This is a genomic window from Micromonospora sp. NPDC049529, from assembly GCF_055586685.1.
The window spans coordinates 31,917-57,176 of sequence record NZ_JBVJHT010000026.1 but is presented as its reverse complement, the minus strand read 5'-3'; the positions used below and the strand labels follow the sequence as shown (position 1 = coordinate 57,176).

General features: G+C 74.2%; 5 protein-coding genes. 4 read left to right on the top strand and 1 reads right to left on the bottom strand.

The features are described from left to right. Positions 1-35: 35 nt before the first annotated feature. Positions 36-1,067: an iron-siderophore ABC transporter substrate-binding protein gene (locus ACZ6QQ_RS32750; RefSeq protein ID WP_465881546.1), complete on the top strand. Its 1,032-nt coding sequence runs from the start codon at positions 36-38 to the stop codon at positions 1,065-1,067. Between the two features lies 1 nt (position 1,068). Continuing rightward, entirely contained in the window at positions 1,069-2,001 is a 933-nt protein-coding gene (locus ACZ6QQ_RS32745) for a siderophore-interacting protein (protein WP_465881544.1), read from the top strand. Positions 2,002-2,068: 67 nt separating this feature from the next. Here ACZ6QQ_RS32745 and ACZ6QQ_RS32740 read toward each other — a convergent pair whose 3' ends face one another. Then, positions 2,069-3,013, bottom strand: coding sequence for a methionyl-tRNA formyltransferase (locus ACZ6QQ_RS32740; protein WP_465881543.1), 945 nt, complete (start codon positions 3,011-3,013; stop codon positions 2,069-2,071). Between the two features lie 140 nt (positions 3,014-3,153). On the opposite strand from ACZ6QQ_RS32740, the gene ACZ6QQ_RS32735 reads away from it, so the two are divergent. Further along, on the top strand, positions 3,154-4,506 hold the full coding sequence (locus ACZ6QQ_RS32735) for a lysine N(6)-hydroxylase/L-ornithine N(5)-oxygenase family protein (protein ID WP_465881542.1): 1,353 nt from the start codon (positions 3,154-3,156) through the stop codon (positions 4,504-4,506). A gap of 142 nt (positions 4,507-4,648) precedes the next feature. Then, the gene (locus tag ACZ6QQ_RS32730) at positions 4,649-25,258 is read left to right on the top strand and encodes an amino acid adenylation domain-containing protein (RefSeq protein ID WP_465881540.1); all 20,610 of its coding nucleotides are present in this window, start codon (positions 4,649-4,651) and stop codon (positions 25,256-25,258) included. The last annotated feature ends 2 nt before the right edge of the window (positions 25,259-25,260 follow it).

The following is a 25,260-nucleotide window of genomic DNA, read 5'->3' as shown; positions in this document are numbered from 1 at the left end:
GAGGCTCAGCTGGACGCCGATCCCGAAGGGGACCAATGCATAGCCCGTCGAAGATAGTCAATGGCCGGTCCGGTGTGCTGGCGCGGACGCTGCTCGCGGTGGCACTGACCGCCACGGTGGCCGCCTGTGGCGGCGAGTCCGCCGAGCCGGACGCCGCCGCGCCGTCGGCCGCCTCCGGAGCGTTCCCGGTCACCATCGAGCACAAGTACGGTTCGACCACCGTGACCAAGGCGGCCACCCGCGTGGTCACCCTCGGGCTCAGCGACCAGGACACCGTGCTGGCGCTGGGCGTCACGCCGGTCGGCGCGGTCGACTGGTTCGGCGAGCGCCCGTTCGGCAACTGGGCCTGGACCAAGGACAGGTGGGGCAGCACCCCGCCGGAGATCGTCGGTGAGCGGGACGACTACCAGGTCGAGAAGATCGTCGCGCTGAAGCCGGACCTGATCATCGCCCAGTACTCGGGCATGACCCAGGAGCAGTACACCACCCTGTCGAAGATCGCCCCGGTGGTCGCCCAGTCCAAGAAGTACGACGACTACGCCACCCCGTGGGACGAGATGGCCCGGGTGATCGGGCAGGCCCTCGGCCAGCAGCCGAAGGTCGACGAACTGCTCGCCGCGATCGACACCCGGCTCGCCGACATCCGCAAGCAGCACCCGGAGTTCGCCACCCAGACCGCCGTGGTGGCCGACCCGAGCGAGCCGGGCACGTACGCCGCCTTCGCCAAGAACGACCCCAAGGCGCAACTGCTCGGCGAGATGGGCTTCAAGCTCTCCGACCAGGTCGAACAGCTCGCCGGCAAGGAGATCGCGGCGGTGGTCAGCTCGGAGCGGCTGGACCTGCTCGACGTGGACCGGCTGGTGCTGCTGACCGCCGACGAGTCGGTGGAGCCGAGGGTCAAGGCGGACCCGGTCTTCGCGGCGTTGAAGGTGGCCAAGGAGCAGCGGGCGGTGTTCGTGCCCTACATGGAGCCGCCGGTCGGCGCGGCACTGTCCTTCGTCACCGTGCTGAGCGTTCCGTACGCGATCGACCAGCTGTTGCCGATGCTCGTCGCGCCCGGTCGGTAGCGTGGCCGCGTACCTGCCGTTCGCCGTACGGGTGCTCCGGGTGCGGCGGTTGAGCCCCACCTTCGTACGCGTGACCGTGGCCGGCGAGTCCCTCGCGGGGTTCGCCGGTCACGGCTTCGACCAGCGGATCAACCTGCTGTTCCCGCCGGGCGGCGATCCGGACCTGCTGCCGACCGGCCCGGACTGGGTGGACCGGTGGCAGGCGGTGCCCGCGCGGCGGCGCCCGCCGCTGCGGACGTACACGGTGCGGGCGTTCCGGCCGAAGGCCCGCGAACTCGACCTGGACTTCGTCCTGCACGGCGACGTGGGGCCGGCGTCGCGCTGGGCGGGCGCCGCCCGCCCCGGTGACCCGCTCACCGTCATCGGCCCGGTCGCCGGGCACCCCGGACCGGTGGCGGACGTGGCCTGGGCACCACCGCCGGGCACCGGGCGGCGGCTGCTGCTCGCCGCGGACGAGGCCGCCCTGCCGGCGGCGTCGGCGATCGCCGAGGCGCTCGGGCCGGACGACCGGGCGACCATGGTGCTGGAGGTGGCCGAACCCGCCGACGCGGTCGAGTTCGACGCGCCGGCCGGCGTCTCGGTGATCTGGCTGGCCCGCAGCCGGGGCGAGCGCCTCGGGCCGGTGGTCCGCGAACTGCTCGCGGACCTGGTCCCGCTGCCGGTGGGAAGCACCGCCGCCGGCCGGGCGGGACGGCCGGTTTCGGCGGATCACCGCGCCGACGACGGGAACCGGTCGGACGAGGCCGACGACGACCCCTGGGACGTGCCCGAACCGGGCGACGCCGGTGGTGCCGGCGGGTTCTACGCCTGGCTGGCCGGGGAGGCGGGCGCGGTGGTGGCGCTGCGCCGGCACCTGGTGGGGGAGCGGGGAGTGGACCGGCGCTCGGTGGCCTTCATGGGGTACTGGCGCCGGGGCAGGTCGCAACCGAACTGACGGCTCGGGCGGGTCCGCCTGGCGTGGGGCGATACCACCACGGCGACGGGCCCGCCCGAGTGCGCGGTCAGGGCTGGTTGGTGAGGTAGCCGCCCATGGTGTGGAAGAACTCGGTGGCCGGGTACTCGGTGCCGTCGTCGGTGCGTACCCGTTTGATCACCAGGCCGTGGCTGCGACCGCGCCGCGCCTCGCTGCCGGCGACGATGACGATGCCGTCGTCCTCCCGGATGAAGATCCGGCCGGGGGTGCCGCCGTAGAAGCCACGGGAGACGCCGGCCTCGATGATCCGGATCCGCTCGCCCCGGTGGTGGGTGAACGCGTTCGGGTACGGGTCCGCCAGCGCCCGGACCAGCCGCTCCAGGTCCTCCGCCGGCCAGGTCCAGTCGATCAGGCTGTCCTGGATGGACCGCTTGTGGAAGAAGCTGCCCTGGCTCGGATCCTGCTTGGTCCAGTCGGTGCGACCGGATTCGATCAGTGCGAGGCCGTCCAGCGTGATCGGCCCGAACAGCGCCAGCGTGCGGTGGAACAGGTCCGCGGTGGTGTCGGTCGGTCCGACCGGCACCGCGCGTTGCAGCACGATGTCGCCGCCGTCGAGCGCCTCGTCCATCAGGTGTGCGGTGACCCCGACCTCCGGCTCGCCGTTGATCAGCGCCCAGATCAGCGGGGAGAAGCCGGCGTATTTGGGCAGCAGCGAGTCGTGCACGTTGAGGGTGCCGTACCGGGGCAGGTTGAAGATCGCCGGGGGCAGCCAGGTGCGCCAGTTGGTCGCCACGATCACGTCGGCGTCGGCCTGCTTGACCTGGTCGGCGAGCTCGTCGTCCGGGCGCTGGCGCAACAGCACCGGTACGCCGTGCTCGCGGGCCAGGTCGGCCACCGAGTCGTCCCACATCTGCTCGTACGCGTGGTCGCTCTTGGGATGCGTCACCACCATGACGACCTCATGTTCCGAGTCCAGCAGCGCCTGCAGGGTCCGATGACCCCAGGTCTGGTAACCGAACATGATCACTCGCATGTGGAGGCCTCCTGGCGATTGGGGGATACTAGTCAGGCAAGGCTTACCTAGCTAGCGTGTGCGGTGTTGCCGTCGACTCATTGACCGGGATTTGAAGCAAGGGTAGCCTACCCTAAATCGACGATCTAGGGGTGTGGTCCATGGCGCACGTACCGCCGCATGACGAGGTGCCTGTTCACGACATCGTCGGAGTGGGGTTCGGGCCGTCCAACCTGGCCCTGGCCATCGCCCTGACCGAGCAGGCCGAAACGACCGGCCCCGGCGGGTCGAGTCGACCGGTGAGCGCGCTCTTCCTCGAACGACAACAGAGCTTCGGCTGGCACCGCGGCATGCTCCTGGACGACGCGACCATGCAGGTCTCGTTCCTCAAGGACCTGGTGACCCTGCGCAACCCGACCAGCCGATTCAGCTTCCTGGCCTACCTGCACGCCAAGGACCGGCTGGTCGACTTCATCAACCACAAGACGCTCTACCCGCTGCGGATCGAGTTCCACGACTACCTCGAATGGGCCGCCGCCCAGGTCGACCACCTGGTGCGCTACGGCCACGAGGTGATCGGCGTGCGCCCGGTGACCACCGACGACGGCATCGAACTGGTCGACGTCATGGTCGACACCGGTCGGGGCACCACCGTGCACCGGGCCCGCAACCTCGTGCTCGCCACCGGCCTGCAACCCCGGCTACCGGCCGGCGTGATCGCCGACGACCGGATCTGGCACAGCCGCGACCTGCTGTTCAACCTCGACCGGCGTACCGGCCCGGCCCCGTCCCGGTTCGTCGTCGTCGGCGCCGGACAGAGCGCCGCCGAGATCACCGCGCACCTGCACGAACGCTTCCCCGACGCCGAGATCTGCGCCGTCTTCTCCCGGTACGGCTACAGCCCCGCCGACGACAGCTCGTTCGCCAACCGCATCTTCGACCCCGGCGCCGTCGACGACTACTTCGACGCGCCCGCCGAGGTCAAGACCCAGCTCATGGACTACCACGGCAACACCAACTACTCCGTGGTGGACGGTGACCTGATCGCCGAGCTGTACCGGCGCAGCTACCGGGAACAGGTGCTCGGCCAGTCCCGGCTGCGGCTGCTCAACACCTCCCGGCTGCGCGCCGCCGTGTCCCACCCGGACGGCGTACAGGTCACCATCGAGACCATGATCACCGGGCAGCCGGCCGTACTCGACGCGGACGTGCTGGTCTGCGCCACCGGATACGACCCGGTCGACCCGGCCACCATGCTCGGTGAGCTGAGCCGTTACTGCCACCGCGACGAACTCGGCCGGCTGCGGCTGGACCGCGACTACCGGGTCTCCACCGGCGACGACCTGCGCTGCGGCATCTACCTCCAGGGCGGCACCGAGCACAGCCACGGGATCAGCTCCTCGCTGCTGTCCAACGGCTCCGTGCGCGCCGCCGAGATCCTGGAGTCGATCCTGGCCCACCGCGACTCGCCCAGCCCGGTGCCGGCGTACCCGGCCGGAGCGCTGCGGGGCTGACCGCCGCCCGAGCAGTCCTCCCCGGCTGGTCGGTACCCGGCGTCGGGCTCCACCCTGCCTGCCCGACGCGCAACCGGCCGCGCCGCCCGCGTCGCCGTCCCGCGCCCGCCCGCGCAACCCTGTCGAAGAGGTGTGAGTCTTCTTGTCCGCCAGCGAACTGACCACCGTGGACGACGCGCTCCGGTATTGGCGCGACCGGCTCAGCCCGGCCGCGCCGGCGATCGCGCTACCGTTCGACGGGCCGGAACGGGATCTCACCGAGGACGTCGACCCGGACCCGGTCGGGACCGCCGGTCGGGTCCTGCCGGCCAAGGCGAGCGCGCTGGTGGCCGCGCACGCCCGGCGGGTCGGCGCGCACCCGGACGACGTGGTGCTCGCCGGGCTCGTGGCCCTGCTCGCCCGCTACGGCAACGGCACCGACCCGGTGCTGACCGTGGGGGACCTGCCGCTCCGGCTCGACCTGACCGGTGTCGTCGGTCTCGGTGACCTGGTCGGACGGGTCGTCGCCGCGCGAGCCGAGGCGTCGGCGTACGCGCTGCCGCTGCCGGTGATCACCGCGCACCTGGACCCGGAACGGGACGCCCCGCTCACCACCGTCGGGTACGCCGGCACCCCGGACCCCCGCCACGACCTCTGGCTCGGGGTCACCACCACGGCGGACACGCTCACGCTCGAACTGCGCCACCGGCACCGGGCCCTGACTCCGGCGGGCGCCGAGCGGCTCCTCGGCCACCTGGAACTGCTGCTCACCGACGGGCTGCGCCGGCCGGAGCACCCGATCGGTCGGCTCGACCTGCTCAGCGCGGCCGAACACGAGCAGCTGGTGCGGCAGTGGAACGACACCGCCCTCACCGGCCCGTCCACCCCGCTGCCGGAACTGTTCGAGGCCTGGGTCCGGCGCACCCCGGACGCGGTGGCCCTGGTGCTGGACCGCACCGAACTCACCTACGCCGAACTCAACGCGGCCGCCAACCGGCTCGCCCACCGGCTGATCGCCGCCGGTGTCGGACCCGAGCGGCTGGTCGCGCTGGCGCTGCCCCGCTCGGTCGACCTGTTCGTGGCGGAACTCGCCGTGCTCAAGGCCGGCGGGGCGTACCTGCCGCTGGACGTCGACTACCCGGCCGAGCGGATCGCCTACATGCTCGCCGACGCCGCCCCGATCTGCCTGCTGACCACCGTCGAGCTGGCCGGTGACGTACCGGAGCGGACGGGCACCGCCCGACTCTTGCTCGACGACCCCGAACTCGCCCGGCAGATCGCCGCCGGCCCCGACACCGACCCGACCGACGCCGACCGGACCGCCCCGCTCGACGTGCTCCACACCGCGTACGTCATCTACACCTCCGGCTCCACCGGCCGCCCCAAGGGCGTGGTGCTCTCCCACACCGGCGTGGCCAAACTGCTCGCCACCCAGACCGAACGCTTCGGCGTCGGCCCGCACAGCCGGATCCTCCAGTTCGCGTCCCCGAGCTTCGACGTGGCGTTCTGGGACCTCTGCCTGGCCCTGCTCTCCGGCGGCCGGCTGGTGGTGGTGCCCACCGAGCGACGGCTGCCCACCGCCGACCTCGCCGACTACGCCCACGAACACGGCGCCACCTTCATGATCCTGCCGCCGGCCCTGCTCGCCGCCCTGCCGCCGCAGGTCGAACTGCCCGAGGGCGCGACCCTGCTCGCCGGCACCGAACGCGTCTCCGCCGAACTCGTCGCCCGGTATGCCGGCCGGCAGCGGATGTTCAACGCGTACGGGCCGACCGAGGCGACGGTCAACTCCACCCTGGGCCGCTGCACCCCGACCACCCGCCCCGGTTCCTCGGTGCCGATCGGCCGACCCGACCCCGGCACCCGCGCGTACGTGCTCGACGCAGGCCTGCGACCGGTGCCGGTCGGGGTGATCGGCGAGTTGTACCTCGGCGGCGACGGGCTGGCCCGGGGTTACCTCGGTCGGCCGGCGCTGACCGCCCAGCGGTTCGTCGCGGACCCGTACGGCGGGCCGGGACAGCGGCTCTACCGGACCGGTGACCTGGTCCGGTGGCGCGCCGACGGGCAACTCGACTTCGTCGGCCGCGCCGACGACCAGGTGAAGATCCGTGGCTACCGGATCGAGCTCGGCGAGGTCGAATCGGCGCTGGTCCGCGATCCCGACGTGGCACAGGTGGTCGCCACGGTCCGTGAGGACCAGCCGGGCGAGCGCCGCCTGGTCGCGTACGTGGTCCCGGCCACCGGCGACCAGCTCGCCGCCGGCAGCGGTGAACACCAGGTCGCCCAGTGGAAGGACCTGCACGAACTGCTCTACACCGCCGGTACGACCGAACCGGCGGCGGAGAACTTCACCGGCTGGAACAGCAGCTACGACGGCCAACCGATCCCGCTGCCGCAGATGCGGGCCTGGCGCGACGCCACCGTCGCCCGGATCGCCGCCCTGCGCCCGGAACGGATCCTGGAGATCGGTGTCGGCAGCGGCCTGCTGCTGTCCGGACTCGCCCCCGACGCCGCCGACTACTGGGGCACCGACCTGTCCGAGCAGGCGATCGACTCGCTGCGCCGGCACGTCGACCGCGATCCCGACCTCGCCGCCCGGGTCACCCTGCGGGCCCAACCGGCACACCGCTTCGACGGGCTGCCGACCGGCTACTTCGACACCGTCGTGGTCAACTCGGTGGCGCAGTACTTCCCCGACGCCGACTACCTCGCCGACGTACTGCGGCGCGCGGTCGACCTGGTCGTGCCCGGCGGCCGGGTCTTCGTCGGCGACGTGCGCAACCTGCGCCTGCTGCCGTGTTTCCGGGCGGCGATCCAGGTCGGACGCCGGGGCGCGGACGCCGATCCGACCGCGATCGAGTCGACCCGGACCGCCGTCGAGCAGGACCTCGCCTGGGAGGGCGAACTCCTGCTCGACCCGGAGTTCTTCCCCGCCCTCGCCCGCGAACTGCCCGAGGTCGACCGAACCGACCTGTGGGTCAAGCGCGGCGACGACCACAACGAACTGACCCGCTACCGGTACGACGTCGTGCTGCGCCGCCGAGGCGGCGACCCCGTCCCGGCGCCGACGAACGGGGCGGACGGAGCGCGGACGTACCGGTGGGGGAGCGGGGTCGCGGACCTCGACGCGCTCGCGGACCTGCTCACCGACGTGCGGCCGCCGGCCCTGCGGCTCACCGCCGTGCCGAACGCGCGCCTGACCGTGGACCTCGCCGCCGCCCGCGCCCTGGCCGGTGAGCCGGCACCGGCGACCGGCGCGGTCGACCCGGAGGCCCTGCACCGGTTGGGCGCCCGACTCGGCTACACGGTCGTCGTCACCTGGACCCCGGACGCCACCGACGGCAGCCTCGACGTGCTGTTCACCACCGGTCCCGCCACCGCCGACGCCTACCGGCCCGCGTCGACCGGCCCCCGCCGCCCCGAGTACGGCAACCGTCCCACCCGCTTCCGCGACATCCCCACCCTGCTGCGCCGGCTGCGCGAACAGGCCCGAACGTGGCTGCCGGAGTACATGGTGCCGGCCGCGATCGTGCCGCTGCACCGGTTGCCGGTCACCGGCAGCGGCAAGCTCGACCGGGCCGCGCTGCCCGTCCCCGACCGGGGCGCGCTGAGCACCGGCGTACGGCCGCGCAGTGCCCGCGAGGAACTGCTCTGCACCCTCTACGCCGAGGTGCTCGACCTGCCCACGGTCGGCATCGACGACGACTTCTTCGCCCTCGGCGGGGACAGCATCGTCGCCATCCAACTGGTCATCCGCGCCCGGCAGGCCGGCCTGGCGCTCACCCTGCGGCAGGTGTTCGTCAGCCGTACGGTCGCCGAACTCGCCCCGGTCGCCGTACCCGTCACCTCGGCCGTCACCGAACCGCTCGCCCCGGTGCTCGACCCGCAGGCCACCGCCCAACTCGCCGTCGACCTGCCGGGGCTGGTCGAGGCGCTGCCGGTCACCCCGATGCAGGAGGGTTTCTACTTCCACGCCCTCGCCGACGGCACCGGGACCGACGCCTACCTGGTGCAACTCGTCGTCGAACTCGACGGCCCGCTCGACGAGGCCGCGCTGCGCCGGGCCGGGCAGCGGCTGCTCGACCGGCACGCGCCGCTGCGGGCCGGGTTCCGGCTGACCGGCGACGGTCGGCTGATCCAGGCCGTGGTCACCGCCGTGGACCTGCCCTGGCGCACCGTCGACCTGTCCGGGCTGGACGAGGCCGGGCAGTCCGACCGGCTCGCCGTCGAGATCGACAGCGAGCGGGCCCGCCCGTTCGACCTGGGCCGACCGCCGCTGCTGCGGGCGCTGCTGGTCCGCCGCGACGGCAACCGGCACTGGCTGGTGCTCCAGTTCCCGCACATCGTCGCCGACGGCTGGTCGGTGCCGGTGCTCCTGCGCGACCTGCTGGCCCTGTACGGGCCCGCCGACACCGTGGCGTCGTTGCCGGTGCCCACCCCGTACCGCGACTACCTCGGCTGGCTCGCCCGGCAGGACCGCGACGCCGCCCGGACCGCCTGGCGGCAGGTGCTGGCCGGGGTGGACGAGCCGACCCGGCTGGTGCCGCCGACCGGACCCGACCGACCGGCCCGCCCCGGCGAGGTACGCATCGCGCTGCCCGAACCGACCACCGCCGGGCTCACCGCACGGGCCCGCGAACACGGCATCACCCTCGGTGTCCTGCTCCAGGGCGCCTGGGGCATCCTGCTCGGCCACCTCACCGGGCGCCGCGACGTGCTCTTCGGCACCACCGTCAGCGGCCGGGCGGCCGACCTCGACGGCATCGGTGACCTGGTCGGGCTGCTCATCAACACGCTGCCGATCCGGGCCCGGTGGCGTCCGGAACAGCCGCTGGTCGATGTCCTGGGGCGGCTGCACGCCGAACAGTCCGACCTGCTCGACCACCAGCACCTCGGCCTGGCCGAACTGCACCGGATCGCCGGCCTGGACGAGCTGTTCGACACCCTGGTGGTGCTGGAGAACTACCCGGACCCGGCCGACCTGCGCGACCCGGCCGGCACGCTCGCCGTCACCGGCACCGACTACCGGGACGCCGGACACTATCCACTCGCTCTGATCGTCGTCCCCGGCGACCGGCTGGAGCTGCGGTTCAAACACGACGCCGCCCGGCTGGACCGCGGCGCCGTACACCGGATCGGTGGCTGGCTGACCCGGCTGCTGGAGCAGGTGGTCGAGGACCCGTACCGGCCGGTGGGAAGGGTCGAGCTGCTCTCCGCCGCCGAGCGGCGGGAACTGCTGACCCGGCTGTCCGGCCCGGACCACGACACCGTCCCCGGCACCCTGGTCGCCGCGATCGGGGCGCAGGTGGCGCGGACCCCGGACGCGACCGCGCTGGTGTCCGACGACGGCACGCTGAGCTACGCCGAACTCGACGCCCGCGCGGCGGCACTCGCCGCCGACCTGGTGGCCCGGGGCGTACGGCCGGAGCACGTCGTCGGCGTGGCCGTGCCCCGCTCGGCGGAACTGGTCGTGGCCCTGCTCGGCGTGCTCAGGGCCGGTGCGGCGTACCTGCCGCTGGACGTGGACCACCCGGCCGAGCGGTTGGCGTACCTGCTGGCCGACTCCGGCGTACGGACCGTGGTCACCACCGCTGCCGCCGCACCCCTGCTGCCCGCCACCGGTCTCGACCTCCTCGTCCCGGCCGAAGACGCGCCGCCACCGGGCGCCACGGCGCCGGTTCCGCACCCCGCCCACCCCGCCTACCTGCTGTACACCTCGGGTTCGACCGGGCAACCGAAGGGTGTGCTCGTACCGCACTCGGCGATCGCCGCCCAGCTCGCCTGGGTGCAGGACCGGTTCCGGCTCACCGCCGACGACCGGGTGCTGCACCACCTGTCGGCGAGCTTCGACCCGGCCGCGCTGGAGATCTTCTGGCCGCTGACCACCGGCGCCGCCGTGGTGCTCACCGCACCGGACGCCACCGGCGACCCGGCGAGGCTGGCCGAGGCGGTCCGCCGGCACCGGGTGAGCACGCTGGTGGTCGTCTCCTCGATGCTGGCCGCGTTCGCCGACGCGGTCGAGGTCGGCGGCGACGCGCGGTCGGTACGCACGCTGCGCCGGGTCCTCGCCGGTGGCGACGCGCTCGGCGACACCGTCGCGCGCCGGTGGTCGGACCTCACCGGGGTCCCGGTGCACAACGTGTACGGCCCGACCGAGGCGACGATCCAGGTCACCTGTGCCGACCCGGTCGACGGGCACACCGGCCCGGCGACCGCCGGCACGAACCCGACGGAGCAGGCCGGCGGCACCGTCCCGATCGGACGCGCGGTCGCCGGCACCCGGCTCTACGTCCTCGACGAGGGGCTGCGCCAGGTGCCGGCGGGGGTACCCGGTGAGCTGTACGTCGCCGGCGTCCAACTCGCCCGTGGTTACCTCGCCCGGCCGGCGCTGACCGCGCACCGGTTCGTCGCCGACCCGTACGGGCCGGCCGGGCAGCGGATGTACCGCACCGGTGACCTGGTCCGGTCCACCGCCGACGGAACCCTCGAATACCTGGGGCGGACCGACCGGCAGGTGAAGATCCGGGGCCACCGGGTGGAACTGGGCGAGATCGAAGCCCGGCTCGCCAACCTCCCTGCGGTCGCCGCCTCGGCGGTGGTCGCCCGGATCGGGGCGGCCGGAACCGCCCGGCTGCTCGGCTACGTGGTCGCCCGGACCGGCACCACGATCGACCCGGACGCGCTGCTGGCCGGGCTGGCGGAGACCCTGCCTACACCGCTGGTGCCGGCCGCGCTGCTGGTCCTGGACGCGCTGCCGCGTACGGCCAGCGGCAAGCTCGATCTCGACGCGCTGCCGGAGCCGGCGCCCGTACGGGTCGCCGGCCGGGCGCCGCGCACCGGGCGGGAGCGGCTGTTCTGCGAGATCTTCGCGTCCGTACTCGGGGTGGCGCAGGTCGGGCCGGACGACGACTTCTTCGTCCTCGGCGGGGACAGCATCGCGTCGATCGGGGTCGCCAACCGGGCGCACGCCGAGGAGCTGACGATCACTCCACGTGACGTGTTCACCCACCGCACCCCGGCCAACCTGGCGGAACTGGTCGGCTCCGAACCCGTGGGCCCGGAACCCGTCGACACGACGCCGGAGCCCGAGCCCGTCCCGGTGGCGGCGATTCCGGAGCCGGTGTCGGACCGGTACGGGGACCTGCCGCCCACCCCGGCGGTGCACCGGCTGCGGGAGAGCGGCGTACCCGTCGCCCCGGCCGGTACGGCGGTGCTCGCCCGTACCCCGGTCGGGACGACCACGGCGCAGCTCCGCGCCGCCGTCGCGGCGCTGCTGGACCGGCACGACGGGCTGCGCCAGCGGCTGACCCGGATCGGCGCGCTGCTCTGGACCCTGCACATCGCCCCGGCCGGCGCCCTCCCCGGCGACGACCTGCCGCTGACCGTGGAAACCACCGCCGGGGCGCTCGACCGGGCCCGGATAGACGAGGAGACGGCGGCGGCGCTCGGCCGGCTCGATCCGGAGTCCGGTGTGGTGTTCGGCGCCGTCTGGTTCCCCGGCGGCCCGGACCGGCCGGGCCACCTGCTGCTGGCGGCCCACCGGCTGGCCGTGGACGAGGCCTCCTGGCCGATCCTGCTGGCCGACCTGTCCGCGCTGCTGGCATCGGCCCCGGTGGACCCGGTACCGGCCCCGGACGTGGCGCCGGTACCCACCCCGCTGCGCGGCTGGGTCCGGTCCCTCGGGGAGCAGGCCCAGCACCCGGACCGGCTCGCCGAGCTGACCCACTGGGCGCAGACCCTCGCACCGGGCGCGGACCCGCTGGGCCGCCCGTTGCCGCCCGGCGCGGACCCGCTGGACCGGTCCATGATCGACCTGCGCCTCGACCCCGTCACCGCGCACCCGGTCGACCTGCTGCTCGCCGCGTTGCGGGTGGCGGTGACCCGCCGCCAGCGACGGCTCGGTCGGGACACCGACACCGACCTCCTGGTCGACGTCGTGACCGCCGGCCGCACCCCGACCGGCCCGGACCTGTCCGGCACGGTCGGGCCGCTGGGCCGGGTGCATCCGGTACGCCTGCCGGCGTCGACCGACCCCGCCGAGGCGCTGACCGAGGTGCGCCGTCGCCGTGCCGCCGTCCCCGACCACGGATCCGGGTACGACCTGCTGCGCCACCTCAACCCGCAGGCCGCCCCGATCCTCGCCCAGACACCGCGCCCGCCGGTGCTGGTCGACCACGCGGACGCGCTGCCCGACGCGGAGTGGCTGACCACCCCGACCGCCCACCCGCACCCGCTCCAGATCACCGTCCGCAACGCCGGCACCGCCACCTGGACCTGGTCGACGGCGGCACTGGACGAACCGGACGTACGCGAACTCGCCGACGACTGGCTCGCCGCACTGGCCGAGCTGACCACCCCCGCCGTCGACGCCGGTGCAGGGTCGCTGCCCACGATCGACCCGGACGAGCTGGAACTGGTCCGCTCGCGCAGCCCGTGGCCGGTGGCCGAGGTGTGGCCGCTGTCGCCGTTGCAGGAGGGGCTCTTCTTCCACGCCAGCTACGACCAGGGCGAGATCGACGTCTACACCGCACAGGTCGCCTTCGAGGTGGCGTACCGGATGGACGCCGACCGGCTGCGAGCCGCCTGCGCGACCCTGCTGGCCCGCAACCCGGGCCTGCGGGTGGGTTTCACCGGTGACGGACTGACCGCGCCGGTGCAGTTCGTCACCGTCGACCCGCCGCCGCCGCTGACCGTGGTCGACCTCTCCACGGTCCCCGGCCCGGACCGGGCGGCCCGGATCGAGGCGCTGCTGGCCGACGACCGGACCCGCCGGTTCGACCCGGCTCGCCCGCCGCTGTTCCGGCTGCTGCTGCTCCGGCTCGACGACGGCACCGACCGGCTGGTCGTCACCCACCATGTGCTGCTCTGGGACGGCTGGTCGGCCCGGATCGTGCTGGACCAGCTTCTCGCCCTCTACGCCACCGGCGGCGACGACACCGACCTGCCGCCGGCCGGCTCGTACCGGGACTACCTGGTCTGGTTGACCGAACAGGACCGGGACGCGGGCCTGGCCGCGTGGCAGGCCGAGTTCGCCGACCTGGCCGAGCCGACCCTCGTCGCGCCGGTGGACCGGGCCCGCCGCCCGGTGCTGCCGCAGCGCCGCCGGGCGGAGCTGTCGCCGGCGTCGACCGCCCGGATCCGGGCGGCGGCGCGGGAGCACGGCGTCACCCTCAACACGCTGCTCAACGCTGCCTGGGCGCTGGTGCTCTCCGGCGCGGTCGGGCGTACCGACGTGGTGTTCGGTGCCACCGTCGCCGGCCGGCCGGCCGAGATCCCGCACGTCGGGAACGCGGTCGGGCTGTTCCTCAACACCGTGCCGGTCCGGGTCACCCTCGACCCGACCGAGCGGGTCGGTGACCTGCTGCGCCGGATCCAGGCGTCGCGTACCGCGCTGATGGCGCACGAGTACCTGGGTCTGGGCGAGGTACAGCGCGGCAGCGGGCACGCCCAGCTCTTCGACACCCTGTTCGCGCTGCAACAGGTCGGCGGCGGCGACGAGGCCACCGACCTGCGGGACCGGTACGGGCTCACCGAGGTCGGCAGCGTCGACGCCACCCACTACCCGCTGACCCTGGTGGTCGCACCCGGCGCGACCGTACGGGCGACGTTGGCGTACCGGGACGACGCGATCGCCGCGACGACGGCGGCGAGCCTGCTGGACCGGTTCACCACCGTGCTGGAGCGGCTCGCCGGTGACCCGGACCGGCCGGTCGGCCGGCTGGACGTCCTGCCGGCGGCGCAGCGGGCGGCGGTGACCGCCGGTGCCCGTGCGACGGCCCGCCCGCTGCCCGGTGAGACGGTCGCCGACCTGCTCGGCGCGCAGGCCCGGCGTACGCCGGACGAGACCGCCCTGGTCTTCGGCGAGTCCGCGCTGAGCTACGCGCAACTCGACGCGCGGGTGAACCGGCTGGCCCGGCTGCTGCTGGCTCGGGGCGCCGGCCCGGAACGGGTGGTGGCGCTGGCCCTGCCCCGGTCGGCGGACATGGTGGCCGCGCTGTTCGCGGTCCTCCGTACGGGTGCGGCGTACCTGCCGCTGGAGCTGGACCACCCAGCCGAGCGGCTGGCGCACATGGTCGCCGACGCCGCCCCGGTCTGCGTGCTCACCACCACCGCCGTGGCGGCCCGACTGCCGGTCCCCGGCACCGTGGCGCTGGACGATCCGGCGGTCACCGCCGAACTCGACGCGTTGCCGCCGTCGGAGGTCACCGACGCCGAGCACCCCGCCTTCGCCCGTACCCGCGCCGACCGGCTGGAACACCCGGCGTACGTCATCTACACCTCCGGTTCGACCGGGCGGCCCAAGGGCGTGGTCACCCCGTACCGGGGGCTGACCAACATGCAGCTCAACCACCAGGAGGCGATCTTCGGCCCGACGGTGGCGGCGGCCGGCGGGCGCCGGCTGCGGATCGCGCACACCGTCTCGTTCGCCTTCGACATGTCCTGGGAGGAGCTGCTCTGGCTGGTCGAGGGGCACGAGGTGCACGTCTGCGACGAGGACCTGCGCCGCGACGCGGAGGCGCTGGTGGCGTACTGCGACCGGAACCGGATCGACGTGGTCAACGTGACCCCGACGTACGCCGACCACCTGATCGCCGAGGGGCTGCTCCGGCAGGACCCGGCGGCCGGGCGGCACCGGCCGGTGCTCGTCCTGCTCGGCGGTGAGGCGGTTTCCGAGCAGGTGTGGAGCAGTCTGCGGGACACCGAGGGAACGCTCGGCTACAACCTGTACGGCCCGACCGAGTACACCATCAACACCCTCGGCGGCGGCACCGAGGACAGTGCCACCCCGACGGTCGGGCGGGAGATCTGGAACACCCGCGCGTACCTGCTCGACCCGTGGCTGCGTCCGGTTCCCGACGGCTGCCCCGGCGAGCTGTACATCGGCGGTGCCGGCCTGGCCCGGGGTTACCTCGGCGCGCCGGGGCTGACCGCGTCGCGGTTCGTCGCCGACCCGTTCGGCAGCCCCGGCGACCGGCTCTACCGCACCGGTGACCTGGTCCGCCGCCGCCCGGACGGCAACCTCGACTTCCTCGGCCGCACCGACGACCAGGTGAAGATCCGGGGCTACCGGGTGGAGCTGGGCGAGATCGAGTCGGTGTTGACCGAGCATCCGGAGGTGGCCCGCGCCGCGGTGATCGCCCGCGAGGGCGCCTCCGGCACCGGCCGCCGGCTGATCGGGTACGTCGTACCGGTCGCCGGTGTCGACGCCGGCAACGAACGTGAACACCTGGCCGAGTGGCAGCAGATCTACCACGACGAGTACGCCGCCATCGGCACCGCCGTGGCCGAGGAGGACTTCGCCGGCTGGGACAGCAGCTACGACGGGCAGCCGATCCCGCTGCCCGACATGCGCGAGTGGCGGGAGACGACCGTCGCCCGGATCCGCGAGCTGCGTCCGCGCCGGGTGCTGGAGATCGGCGTCGGGTCGGGGCTGCTGCTGTCCCGGATCGCGCCGGAGTGCGAGTCGTACTGGGGCACCGACTTCGCCGGCCCGGTGATCGACAAACTGCGGGCCGAGATCGCCGGGCTGCCGGAGCTCGCCGGCCGGGTCGAGCTGCGCCACCAGAGCGCCGACGTGTTCGACGGGTTGCCGCGCGACCACTTCGACACCATCGTGATCAACTCGGTGGTGCAGTACTTCCCGAGCGTCGAGTACCTGGTCGAGGTGCTGGCCGGGGCGGTTGACCTGCTGGTGCCGGGCGGTTCCCTGTTCGTCGGCGACGTGCGCAACCTGCGCCTGGCGCGGACGTTCCACGCCGCCGTGCAGGCGACCCGCGCCGGAGCGGGGGCCGACCTCGACCGGCTGCGGCGGGCGGTCGAGCGTTCCGTGCTGCTGGAGAAGGAACTGCTGGTCGACCCCGACCTGTTCGCGACCCTGCCGGCGGCCTGGGCGCGGACCACCCCGGTCGCGGTCACCGTGCGGACCAGGCGCGGCCACCGGCACAACGAACTGACCCGGCACCGGTACGACGCCGTCCTGCGCCGGCTCGACACGCGTTTTGCCGTCGTGCCGAGTGACCCGCTCACCCCGCCGACCGGCGACCCGCTCACCCCGCCGACCGGCGACCCGCTCTCCCTGGCGGACGCACCCACGATCCGCTGGGGCGACCGGGTCGGCAACCTGTCCGCACTGGAGAACGAGCTGACCACCCGGCGGCCGGACCGGCTGCGGGTCGAACGGGTCCCCAACGCCCGGCTGACCGACGAACTGGCCGTCCTCCGGGCGCTCGACCCGGACCGGGCCGACGCCGCCGGTGCGCCGGACGTGACCCCGGTGGAGCCGGAGGACCTGCACGCACTCGGCGAACGGCTCGGCTACCGGGTCTTCACCACCTGGTCGCAGCTCTCCGACGGCAGCCTCGACGCGCTCTTCGTGGCGCCGGACCGGCTCGGCGACGACACCCTGCCGGTCGACCTGTGCCGGCCGCTGCGGGCGGCGGCGACCCCGGCCGACTGCGCCAACCGGCCGGCGGTGGCCCGGGGCGTGGCCGCCCTCACCACCCGGCTGCGGGACCACCTCAAGCTCCGGCTGCCCGACTACATGGTGCCGGCCGCCCTGGTCACCCTCTCCGCGCTGCCGCTGACGGTGAACGGCAAGCTGAACGTACGGGCGCTGCCGGACGCCGAGCCCGCCGGCTCGGTCGGCGGCGACCAGGCCCCGGTCACCGAGCAGGAGAAGCAGCTCTGCCAGCTCTTCGCCGACGTACTGGGGCTGCCCGCCGTCGGGGTCCGGGACAGCTTCTTCGACCTCGGCGGGCACTCCCTGCTCGCCACCCGGCTGATCGGCCGGGCCCGCAGTGTGCTCGGCGCCGAACTGTCCATCCGGGACCTGTTCGAGGCGCCCACCGTGGCCGAGCTGACCGCCCGGCTCGCCCCGGAGACCGCCGCCGCGCTCCGCCCGGCACTGGTGCCGGTGGACCGGCCCGACCCGCTGCCGGCCGCGTACGCGCAGCAGCGGCTCTGGGTCATCCAGCAACTCGACCCCGACTCCCCGGCCTACAACTTCCCACTGGTGGCTCGGGTACGCGGAGCACTGGACGAGGTTGCCTTCACCGCCGCGATCCGTGACGTCATGCTCCGCCACGAGGCCCTGCGTACGCTGATCGAGGAGCACGACGGGCTGCCGACGCAGCGGGTCGTCGCCCCCGCCGACACCCACCCGGTGGTGCGTACGGTCGCCGTCGACCGGGCCGACCTGGCCGAGGTGATCCGGACCGCCGCGTCCCGCCCGTTCGACCTCGCCACCGAGCTGCCGCTGCGGGTCACCCTCGCCCGGCTCACCGCGGACGAGCACGTGGTGGTGTTCCTGCTGCACCACATCACCACCGACGAGTGGTCCGACGGCCCGTTCCTGCGTGACCTCGGCGTCGCGTACGCGGCCCGGGTCGGCGGCGCCGCCCCGGACTGGACCCCGCTGCCGGTGCAGTACGCCGACTACACGCTCTGGCAGCGCAACCTGCTCGGCGACCCGGCCACCCCGGACAGTCTCGCCGCCCGCCAGCTCGACTTCTGGCGGGAGACCCTGCGCGACCTGCCGCAGCGCATCGAGCTGCCGACCGACCGGGTGCCCCGACCGGGGCAGCGGCGCCGGGTCGGTGGCGAGACGACGGTCGAGCTGGACCCGGCCGCCGTACGCGCCCTGCGCCGACTCGCCCAGGCCGGCGGTGCCAGCATGTTCATGGTCGGGCAGGCGGCGGTGGCGGCACTGCTGCACCGGCTCGGTGCGGGTACCGACATCCCGCTCGGCGCCCCGATCGCCGGTCGTACCGACGAGGCGCTCGACGACCTGATCGGCTTCTTCGTCAACACACTGGTGCTGCGGACCGACGTGGCCGGCGACCCGAGTTTCACCGAACTGCTGGGCCGGGTCCGGGCCGCCGACCTGGCCGCGTTCTCGCACCAGGACGTGCCGTTCGAGGCCGTGGTGCGGGCGCTGAACCCGGACCGGTCGGTCACCGACAACCCGCTGTTCCAGGTGATGGTGGTCTACCGCAACCGGGCCGACGACCGGCTGGAGCTGGGCGACCTGGAGGTCACCCCGGAGCCGTACGCGAGCGACGCGGCCCGGTTCGACCTGGTGTTCAGCTTCGGCGAGCAGGCCGACGAGGACCGCATCACGGTGCTGCTGGAGTACCGGGCCGACCTGTTCGACGCCGCCACGGTGCAGACGATCGGCCGGCGCCTGAGCCGGTTGGTCGAGGCCGTCGCCGCCGACCCGGACGCCCCGGTGAGCCGGGCCGACCTGCTCGACGACACCGAGCGGCGCCGGGTGCTGCACGACCTGAACGACACCGACCGGCAGGTCGACGAGGCGACGGTTCCGGAGCTGTTCACCGCCCGCGCGGCGCGGCGACCGGACGCGGTCGCCGTGGTCGACGCGGCCGGCGAGTGGACGTACGCGCACCTGGACGCCCGGTCGAACCGGATCGCCCGGCTGCTCGCCGGCCGGGGCGTGCGGGCCGGGGACGTCGTCGGGTTGGCGGTGCCCCGCTCGCGGGAGATGGTCGCCGCGATCCTGGGTGTGCTGAAGCTCGGTGCGGCGTACCTGCCGCTGGAGCTGACCCTGCCGGCCGACCGGCTCGACTACCTGCTCACCGACAGCGGCACCCGGCTCGTGCTGGTCACCGCCGAGGCGTCCGACCGGCTGCCGGACGCACCCGGTGTGCACCGGATCGGGCTGGACACCCCGGAGACGCTCGCGGAGCTGGCCGCCCTGGCCGACGACGCGCTCGATCCCGCCCTGACCCGGATCCCGCCGGGGCTGGACCACGCCGCGTACGTCATCTACACCTCCGGCTCGACCGGCCGGCCCAAGGGCGTGGTGGTCAGCCACGAGGGCATCGGCAGCCTGATCGCCACCGCCGTGGACCGGATGGGCGTCACCGCCGACAGCCGGGTGTCGCAGTTCGCCTCCGTCGGCTTCGACGTGGCCGTGTTCGACCTGGTCATGTCGTTGTGCGTCGGCGGGCGGCTGGTGCTGGTCCCGGACGAGGCGCGGGTCGCCGACCATCCGCTGACCGACTTCCTGCACGCCCACGGCGTGACCCACATGATCCTGCCGCCGTCGCTGCTGTCGGCACTGCCGGCCGAGTGCGAGCTGCCTGCCGGCGGCACCGTCCTGGTCGGTACGGAGACCGTGCCGCCGGACCTGATCCGACGGCTGGCCCGCCGCCAGCGGGTGTTCGGCGCGTACGGCCTGACCGAGGCGACCGTCAACTCCACCCTCTGGGCGGCGGAGCCGGACTGGGACGCGGCCGTACCGATCGGCCGCCCCGACCCGAACACCCGCACGTACGTGCTGGACGCGAACCTGCGCCCGGTTCCGCCCGGCGTGGTCGGCGAGCTGTACGTCGCCGGTCGCGGGCTGGCCCGTGGTTACCTCGGCCGGTCCGCGCTGACCGCCGAACGTTTCGTCGCCTCGCCGTTCGGTCCGCCCGGAGCGCGGATGTACCGCACCGGTGACCGGGCCCGGTGGCGGGCCGACGGCAACCTCGACTTCCTCGGCCGGGTCGACGACCAGGTGAAGATCCGGGGCTTCCGGATCGAGTTGGGCGAGATCGAGGCGGCGTTGGCCGGGCACCCCGACCTGACCCAGGCGGCCGTGGTCGCCGACCGGGCCGGCAGTGTGGTGCGGCTGGTCGCGTACGTGGTGCCCCACCCGGCCATCCCGACGGTCCCGGTCCCGGGCGCGATCCGGGCGTACGTGGCGGGCCTGCTGCCGGAGTACATGGTGCCGGCGGCGGTGGTGGTGCTCGACGGCCCGTTGCCGCTGACCGCGAACGGCAAGCTCGACCGGCGGGCGCTACCGGCACCGGACTTCGGTGCGACCGGCGGCGGACGGCCGCCGGCCACCGCCCGCGAGGAGGTGTTCTGCCGGCTCGTCGCCGAACTGCTGCACCTGCCCCGGGTCGGCGCCGACGACGACTTCTTCGCCCTCGGCGGGGACAGCATCGTGGCGATCCAGTTGGTCAGCCGGGTCCGCCGGGAGGGGTACGCGATCCGGCCGGCCGCCGTGTTCCAGGCCCGTACGCCGGCCGGTCTGGCCCGGGCCGCCCACGAACTGGCCGATGCCCCGGTGCCGGCGCCCAGTACGTTGCTCGACCTCGACCCGACCGAGCGGGCCGAGGTGGCCGGGTTCGACCCGGCCCCGGTGGAACTGCTGCCGCTGACCCCGTTGCAGGCGGGTCTGCTCTTCCACACCGCGTTGGACACCGACGGGCCGGACGTCTACACCGTGCAGACCTGGTTCGACCTGGACGGTCCGGTCGACCCGGCCCGGTTGCGCCGGGCCGGGCAGGCGCTGCTGGACCGGCATCCGAACCTGCGCGCCGGGTTCCGTTACCTGGCCTCGGGCCGCCCGGTGGCGGTGGTGCCGGCGCACGCGCCGGTGCCGTGGACCGAACGGGACGTGACCGGTGCCGACGCCGTGGCCGCCGAGCAGACCTGGCGGGGACTGCTCGACGAGCAGGCGGCCCGGTTCGACCCGGCCCGCCCACCGCTGCTGCGGCTGCTGCTGGCCCGGTTCGGTTCCGACCGGCACCGGCTGCTCCTCACCCACCAGCACCTGCTGCTCGACGGGTGGTCCGGGCCGCCGCTGGTCGAGGAGTTGTCCGCCCTGTACCACGCCGACGCCGATCCGGGCGCGCTCGCCCCGGCGGTACCGTTCCGGGACTATCTCGGCTGGCTCGCCGGCCAGGACCGGGACGCCGCCCGTACGGCCTGGGCGGCGGAACTCGCCGGGCTGACCGAGCCGACGCTGCTGGCGGCGGCGGAACCGACCCGGCTGCCGATCGCACCGGCACTGCACCGGGCGGTGCTGCCGGAGTCGGTGACCGAGGCGCTGACGGCGCTGGCCCGGCGCCGGGGCGTGACCCTCGGTGCCGTGGTGCACGCCGCCTGGGGGGTTGTCCTCGGCCGGCTCACCGGTCGGCACGACGTCGTCTTCGGTGCCACCGTCTCCGGCCGCCCGGCCGACCTGCCCGGCATGGAGGCGATGATCGGACTGTTCATCACCACCGTGCCGGTACGGGTGCGCTGCGCCCCGGCCGACCGGCTCGGCACCGTCCTCGACCGGGTCTGGGCGGCCCAGTCGCGGCTGGTCGAACACGAACACCTGGGCCTGTCGGAGATCCAGCGCTCGGCCGGCATCGGGGAACTGTTCGACAGCCTGGTGGTGTTCGAGAACTTCCCCGCCGTACCGGACCTGCCGGAGACTCCCGGTGACCGGTTGACCATCCGGCCGACCGGTGGGCGCGACGCCACCCACTACCCGCTGACCTGGGCGATCGCTCCCGGAGCGGAGTTGACCATGGTCGCCGAGTACCGGCCCGACCTGTTCGACACCGAGGCGGTGGGCCGGTTCACCGACGCGTTCGTCCGGGTGCTCACCGCCCTCGCCGACGACCCGGACCGTACGGTCGGCACGGTCGACCTGCTGCCCGGTCCGGTACGGCACCGGGTGCTGACCGAGTGGAACGACACCGCCCTGCCCGTACCGGTCGGCACCATGCCGGCGCTGCTCGCCGCGCAGGTCGCGCAGTCGCCGGACGCGGTGGCGCTGGTCGCACCGGACACCGGTGCGGGCGGTTGGACGTTCGCCGACCTCGACGACCGGGTGAACCGGCTGGCCCGGCTGCTGGTGGCCCGGGGCGCCGGCCCGGAGAAGGTGGTCGCGCTGGCGCTGCCGCGCGGCGCCGCAATGATCACGGCGATCCTCGCCACCCAGCAGGCCGGGGCGGCGTACCTGCCGATCGACCCGGACCTGCCCGCCGACCGGGTCACCATGATGCTCGACGACGCGGACCCGGTGACGCTGGTGACCACCACCGCGCTCGCCGGGGACCTGCCGCCGACCGGTCGCCCGCACCTGCTGCTCGACACCGCCGACACGGCCGACCTGCTCGCCGGCCAGCCGGGGCACGGGCTCGACGACGCCGACCGGCTCGCGCCGCTGCGCCCGGACCACCCGGCGTACGTCATCTACACCTCCGGGTCCACCGGGCGACCCAAGGGCGTGGTGGTCACCCACCGCAACCTGGTGAACCTGTTCCACAGTCACCGGACCACGCTGCACCGCCCGGCGGTCGCCGCCATTGGCCGGCGTCACCTGCGGGTAGGGCACGCCTGGTCGTTCTCCTTCGACGCCTCCTGGCAGCCGCAGCTCTGGCTCTTCGACGGGCACGCCCTGCACGTCGTGGACGACGAGACCCGCCGCGACCCCGGTCGGCTCGCCGCCGAGATCGGTGCCGCCGCGCTCGACTTCATCGAGGTCACCCCGGCGCACTTCGCCGCGATGGCCGAGGCCGGACTGGTCCGCGACGGCCGGTGCGGGCTCGCGGTGGTCGGGGTCGGTGGGGAGGCGGTGCCACCGGCGCTCTGGCGGACGCTGCGCGAACTGACCGGCACCGAGGCATACAACCTGTACGGGCCGACCGAGTGCACGGTGGACGCCCTGGTCGCCCGGATCTCCGACAGCGACGTACCGGTGGTCGGCCGCCCGGTGCACAACATGCGGGCGTACGTGCTCGACACCGCGCTGCGGCCGGTCGCGCCCGGCGTGACCGGGGAGTTGTACCTGGCCGGCGCCGGACTGGCGCGCGGTTACCTGGGCCGCCCCGGACTGACCGCGCAACGGTTCGTGGCCGACCCGTACGGGCCGACCGGTGCCCGGATGTACCGCACCGGCGACCTCGCCCGGTGGACCCCGGACGGTCGGCTCGACTACGCCGGGCGGGCCGACGACCAGGTGAAGATCCGTGGGTTCCGGGTCGAGCCGGGCGAGATCGAGGCGGCGCTGGCCCGGCACCCCGACATCGGTTCGGCGACCGTGGTCGTACGCGAGGACCGGGCCCGTGGTCGGCACCTGGTGGCGTACCTGGTCGCCGCCGGTGGCGCGGACGTGGACCGGGCGGCGGTACGGGCCCACCTCGCCGGGCTGCTGCCCGAGTACATGACCCCGGCCGCGTTCGTGGTGCTGCCCCGGCTGCCGGTGCTGCCGAACGGCAAACTCGACCGCAGCGCCCTGCCGGTGCCGCAGTACCCGGTCACGCGGGGCCGGGCACCCCGTACGCCGGTGGAGCAGGCGCTGCTCGCGGTGGCCGTACGGGCGTTGGCCCGACCGGAGCTCGGGGTCGAGGACGACTTCTTCGCCCTCGGCGGGGACAGTGCCGCCTCGATCCAGCTGGTGGTGCTGGCCCGGCAGGCGGGGCTGGAGGTCCGTCCCCGGGACGTGTTCCGGCTGCGGACCGTCGCGGCGCTGGCCGAGGTCGCGGTCCCGGTGGAGACCGTGGTGCCGCTGACCCCGGTGATGCACTGGCTGCGGGAACTGACCGGTCCGGTCGCCGGGTTCAACCAGTCGGTGGTGCTGCGGGTGCCGGCGGGTCTCGGCACCGACCGGCTCGGCCGGGCGCTGGGCACCCTGCTTGGCCGGCACGACCTGCTGCGGGCCCGGCTCGACCGGACGGGGGCCGACGGCTCCACCTGGTCGCTGCGGGTCCCGTCGGCCGGCACGGTCGACGCCGGGCCGCTGGTCCGGCGGGTGGACGTGTCGACGATGGACGACGGCGGCCTCACCGACGTGGTGGGCGAGCAGGCCCGGCTGGCCCGGGAACGGCTCGACCCGGATCGGGGCGTGCTGGTGCAGGCGGTCTGGTTCGACGCGGGGGACCGGCCCGGCCGGCTGCTGCTGATGGTCCACCACCTCGCGGTCGACGGTGTCTCCTGGCGCATCCTGGTGCCGGAACTCGCCGCCGCCTGGACCGACGCCACCGAACCGTCGCCCGCCACCGAACCGTCGCCCGCCACCGAACCGTGGGCCGCCACCGCTGAGCCCGCGACCGGGGAGTCGCCGGCCGGCGTCTCCGAGTCGTCGGCGTCGGGCACGTCGTTCGCCCGGTGGGCGGAGGTGCTCGGCGAGGCGGCGGTCGATCCGGCGCGCGAGGCCGAGCTGGCGTACTGGGTCGAGGTGATGACCGGTGCCGTGCCGCTGCTGGACCCGGTCGACCCGGCCAGGGACACCACGGCCACCACCCGCGAGGTACGGGTCACGCTCGGCCCGGCGGAGGTGTCGCCGCTGCTGACCCGGCTGCCGGCCGCGCTCGACGCCACCGTGAACGAGGTGCTGATGACCGGGTTCGCCCTGGCCGTCAACGAGACCCGGCAAGGTGGCGGCGACACCGGCACCTCGGTCCGGTTCACGCTGGAGGGACACGGGCGGGAGGAGGCGGCCGTCGACGCCGGTCCGGCGCGCGGCGGGCTCGACCTGTCCCGTACCGTCGGCTGGTTCACCAGCGTCTACCCGGTACGCCTCGATCCCGGCCCGGCCCGGTTGACCGACCCGGCCGGCACGGACCGGCTCCCGCCGCTGGCCGACGCGGTGACCCGGGTACGGGACCAGTTGCGGGCGCTGCCCGACAACGGGCTCGGGTACGGCCTGCTGCGTTACCTGAACCCGCGTACCGCGCCGACCCTGGCCGCGCTCGGTCTGCCCGACATCCAACTGAACTACCTGGGCCGGTTCGGGCTGCCGGGGGCGGCGGACTGGGCGTTCGCCCCGGAGATGGCAGCCGCCTCGGCCCACGCCGGTGACCCGGACATGCCGCAGGCGTACGGTCTGAGTGTCACCGTGCACATCGAGGACCGCGCCGATGGGCCCTACCTGATGGCGAGCTGGACCTGGCCGGACGCGGTGCTGACCGAGAGCGCGGTCCGGAACCTGGCCGACACCTGGACCCGGGCGCTGCGCGGGCTCGTCGCGTCCGTCGACCCAACCTGAGG